Origin of the sequence: Aurantibacter sp., from assembly GCF_042094015.1 — a bacterium.
Classification (GTDB): domain Bacteria; phylum Bacteroidota; class Bacteroidia; order Flavobacteriales; family Flavobacteriaceae; genus Aurantibacter.
Genome location: NZ_JBELDZ010000115.1, coordinates 1 through 4,354, shown reverse-complemented (window position 1 = coordinate 4,354; position 4,354 = coordinate 1). Strand labels below are relative to the sequence as shown.

The window sequence follows — 4,354 nt, the reverse complement described above, 5'->3', positions numbered from 1 at the left end:
CGTTGCAAATTTAAAAAATGAAGTAAAAAAAGATATTCAGCTTAGTTCGGATCCATTAGATGAATATGAAAACACATTACCAGAATTAGGTGAATTACCTTTTTTATTAAGCGATTATGAATGTGTTATTTCTTATATAGATAACCATACTGTTAAATTTATTAAGGTTACAAACGTTAAGGAAAAACCAGCAGAATATTACCCATCTGCTAAACCAAGAAACTAAAAGAGTTCAATTTTTGAAATACAGGTTATAAAACGTACATTTAACTTATAAAAGAAGGACTGTTTGAATGTTTTAAAAAAGTTTTTAAGGGATACTATTATTTATGGTTTGGCAACTGTAATTCCAAGATTAATGAATATTATTCTTGTAAAGCTTCACACCAATACTTTACCAACTACAGGTTATTCTGAAAACACTACGTTTTACGTTTATGCTGCGTTTTTTAATGTACTATTAACTTATGGTATGGAAACTGCTTTTTTTAGATTTTTCGGTAAATCAGAAGAAAAAGAAAAAATATTTTCTACAGCATTAATAAGTTTATTAGCTACAACTGGATTGTTTTTTATAGTTGTATTCTCTTTTAATACTCAATTAGCAAATTTTGTTGCATTAGATAAAACATTCTTTAATTTACTAATAGGTGTTTTGGTCTTAGATACTTTAGTAGCTATACCATTTGCTTATTTAAGAGCTACTGGAAAACCATTAAAGTTTACAGCTATTAAGTTAATTAATATTGCACTTGTTGTTGTTCTTAATTATTACTTTTTATGGGCAATACCAAAATTCCAAATAGAGTTTCCTTATTATCAAGAAACTAACTTAGTAACGTATATTTTTACAGCTAATTTTATAGCTAGTTTAGTTACTTTCTTACTATTATTACCTTATTTTTTTAAGACGAAACTTCAATTTAGTAAGCGCATATTAAAGCTGTTACTTAATTATAGTTGGCCCATTATGGTTGCTGGATTAGCTTATGTAGTTAATGAAAATTTCGATAAGTTTTGGATTCCACAAGAATTAGGCAAATCAATTAATGGTGCTTACGCAGGTTGCTATAAACTTGGTGTTTTTATGACTATTTTCATTATGGCATTTCGTTTAGGAGCAGAACCTTTTTTCTTTAATCACGCAAAAGAAAAAAATGCAACAAAGACATATGCCTTTATTATGAAATATTTTGTGATTTTAGGCTGCGCTATGTTAGTTTTTATAATTGCATATTTGGACTTATTTAAAACATTATTAGTAGATAATCCCGAATATTGGATTGCCATAGAAATTGTACCAATAATACTATTAGCTAATTTATGTTTAGGAATCTATTTTAACTTAGCTATTTGGTATAAACTAACAGATAAAACAAGATATGGAATGTATATTTCAATTTTTGGAGCAGCTATAACTATTGTTTTAAACATAGCTTTAGTTTCAAAAATAGGTTTTATGGCTTCTGCTTGGATAACATTAATAGTTTATGTAGCTATGGTGTTAATTTCTTACTTTTTGGGCCAAAAATATTATCCTGTACCATATGATTTAAAACGAATTTTAAGTTATCTCTTTATTTCAATTATCCTATCTGTAATGGCATTACAATCCAATCAAAATTATTATATAAATACTCTATTGGTTTTAGTATTTTTGGGACTTATAGTTATTCTTGAAAAGAAAGAGCTAAAACAATTATTAAAAAAATAAAATGCAAATAAACATTATAAATAAATCTAATCATGAGTTGCCTAGTTATGAGACTTTAGCATCTGCAGGAATGGATTTAAGAGCTAACATTTCAGAACCAATAATTTTAAAACCTTTAGAAAGAACTATTGTTAAAACGGGTCTATTTATAGAATTACCTGTAGGAATTGAAGCACAAGTAAGACCAAGAAGTGGTTTGGCAATAAAAAAAGGGATAACTGTTTTAAACTCTCCAGGAACTATAGATGCAGATTATAGAGGCGAAATTGGCGTAATTTTAGTTAATCTTTCTAATGAAGATTTTACTATAGAAAACGGCGAACGAATAGCGCAATTAATTATTGCAAAACATGAACGTGCAGAATGGAATCAGGTTGATTCATTATCTGAAACCGTTAGAGGTAAAGGTGGTTTTGGAAGTACTGGAGTAAAATAAGCACCATTAATTAAAGGTGAAATTAAGTTTAACAATACAAATTTCCATTTTTATGGAAATTAAAAGAATAATAACATGAAAATAATTGTACCAATGGCTGGTCGCGGATCGCGATTAAGACCACATAGTTTAACCGTACCAAAACCATTAATTCCTGTTGCGGGACAACCAATAGTACATCGATTAGTAAAAGATATTGCAAAAGTATTAAACCAACCTATAGAAGAGATTGCTTTTGTTTTAGGAGATCCAGCTTGGTTTGGAGAAGATGTAGTAAAAAGTTTAATTGCTTTAGCAGAAGGTTTAGGAGCAAAAGCATCAATTTATAGACAAGATCAACCTTTAGGAACAGGTCATGCAATTATGTGTGCAGAACCATCTTTATCTGGCCCAGCAGTAATAGCTTATGCGGACACTTTAATTAAAGCAAGCTTTAATTTAGATGCAGAAGCAGATGCTGTTATTTGGACTAAAAAAGTAGAAAACCCAGAAGCTTATGGTGTAGTTAAGCTAGATAGAAATCAAAATATTGTAGAATTAGTAGAAAAGCCAGAAAGCTTTGTAAGTAATCAAGCTGTTATAGGAATTTACTATTTTAAACAAGTTGAAGATTTAAAGACCGAATTACAGACTGTTTTAGATAATAATATTATTAATGGTGGAGAATATCAAATTAACGATGGTATTAAAGGAATGATGGCTAAAGGAAAAGTTTTTAAAACTGGAACCGTAGACGAATGGATGGATTGTGGAAACAAAAACATTACCTTAGAAACTAATACAAAAATGTTAGGGTTTATTAAAACCGAAGGTAACGAAACTATGATTCAGTCGTCTGTGGTATTAGAGAATTCTAATATTATAGAACCTTGTATGATAGGCAAAAATGTGGTCTTAAAAAACACAACTGTTGGACCTAATGTTTCTATTGGATCAAATTGTGTATTAGAAAATGTTCAAATTAAAAATAGTTTAGTTCAAAATAATTCAACATTAAAAAATGCTAAATTAGACGAAGCTATGATTGGTAATCACGTTAAATATAATGGCGATTTTACTAAAATTAGTATTGGAGATTATACCACAATGGAATAATTATTGAAACATAATGTATTTTCTTTACATAGGTAGAGGATAGATATTAATTATGAGTAAAAAAAGTTACATTTTATTGCTGTTTTTTTGGATGATTTTTCTTCCAAAACAATTATGTGCACAAGTAGATTTTAATCAAACTCCAGAAGATAATTTACAAGAACAAAAAAACGATTTTCAACAATATTTTTTCGAGGCCTTAAAACAAAAAGGAATTGAGAATCATGAACGCGCTATAGAGTATCTTCAAAAATGTATTCTTTTAAACGATACAGAATTTATTCTGTTTTTAGAATTAGGAAAAAATTATAACGCTTTAAAAAAATATGTTCTAGCAGAAGAATCTCTAAAGAAAGCTTTAATTCTTAAGGCTGATAATGAATGGGTTTTAGACGAGCTATATTCTGTTTATATTAAGCAAAAAGATTACAATAGTGCAGTAAAAACTATTGAACAATTGGTAAAATATCAGCCTAAATACAAAGAAGATTTAGCAAATATCTATGCGCAAACTAAAGATTTTAAAAATGCGTTAAAAACTTTAGACGAGTTAGATTTAGAATTTGGAGTAACTAACGAAAGAGAACGTTTAAGAAATAGAATTTATAGTTTTACAGGACAACAACAAGTTAGAATAGACAAACTAGAAACTAGAAAAGATTCTAACCCTAAAGACGAATCAAACTATTTAAAATTAATTTTTCGTTATAGTGAAGAGGATAATTTAGATAAAGCTTTTGAAACTGCTCAAGAGTTGTTAAAAGTTAAACCAGATTCTAAGCTGGTTCATTTAGCTCTTTATAAATTTTATTTACAGAAGAATAAACCAAAAGAAGCTATTAATTCTATGAAAATAGTTTTAGCAACTGATAAATTAGATCCAAAAAGTAAATCTAAGGTTTTATCAGATTTTGTAAGTTTTGTGTCTAAGAATCCAAAATACGAAGAAGAATTAGTAACTGTAATTAACAATATATCAAGTAAAGAAAACGCATTAGATTTAGCAAATTATTATTTTAAAAAAGATAATAAATCTAAAGCCTTAATTCATTACAAAGAAGCGTATAAAAGACAACCTCAAAACTTCGATATTTTAAAACAAATTATCT

General features: G+C 28.0%; 4 protein-coding genes and 1 pseudogene. All 5 read left to right on the top strand.

Annotated elements, in window-relative coordinates:
• Positions 1-226: pseudogene (locus ACFDSN_RS11775) on the top strand (hypothetical protein); the annotation flags it as partial.
• 63 nt (positions 227-289) lie between these two features.
• On the top strand, positions 290-1,714 hold the full coding sequence (locus ACFDSN_RS11770; protein ID WP_375240053.1) for an oligosaccharide flippase family protein: 1,425 nt from the start codon (positions 290-292) through the stop codon (positions 1,712-1,714).
• Position 1,715: 1 nt separating this feature from the next.
• On the top strand, positions 1,716-2,150 hold the full coding sequence (dut, locus tag ACFDSN_RS11765) for a dUTP diphosphatase (RefSeq protein ID WP_375240052.1): 435 nt from the start codon (positions 1,716-1,718) through the stop codon (positions 2,148-2,150).
• A gap of 75 nt (positions 2,151-2,225) precedes the next feature.
• Positions 2,226-3,245 carry a sugar phosphate nucleotidyltransferase gene (locus tag ACFDSN_RS11760; RefSeq protein ID WP_375240051.1) on the top strand — a complete coding sequence of 340 codons (1,020 nt, stop codon included), beginning with the start codon at positions 2,226-2,228 and terminating at the stop codon, positions 3,243-3,245.
• A 52-nt stretch (positions 3,246-3,297) separates the two neighbouring features.
• Positions 3,298-4,354, top strand: a 1,057-nt coding sequence (locus tag ACFDSN_RS11755; protein WP_375240050.1) for a tetratricopeptide repeat protein, incomplete at its 3' end; no start/stop codon positions are given.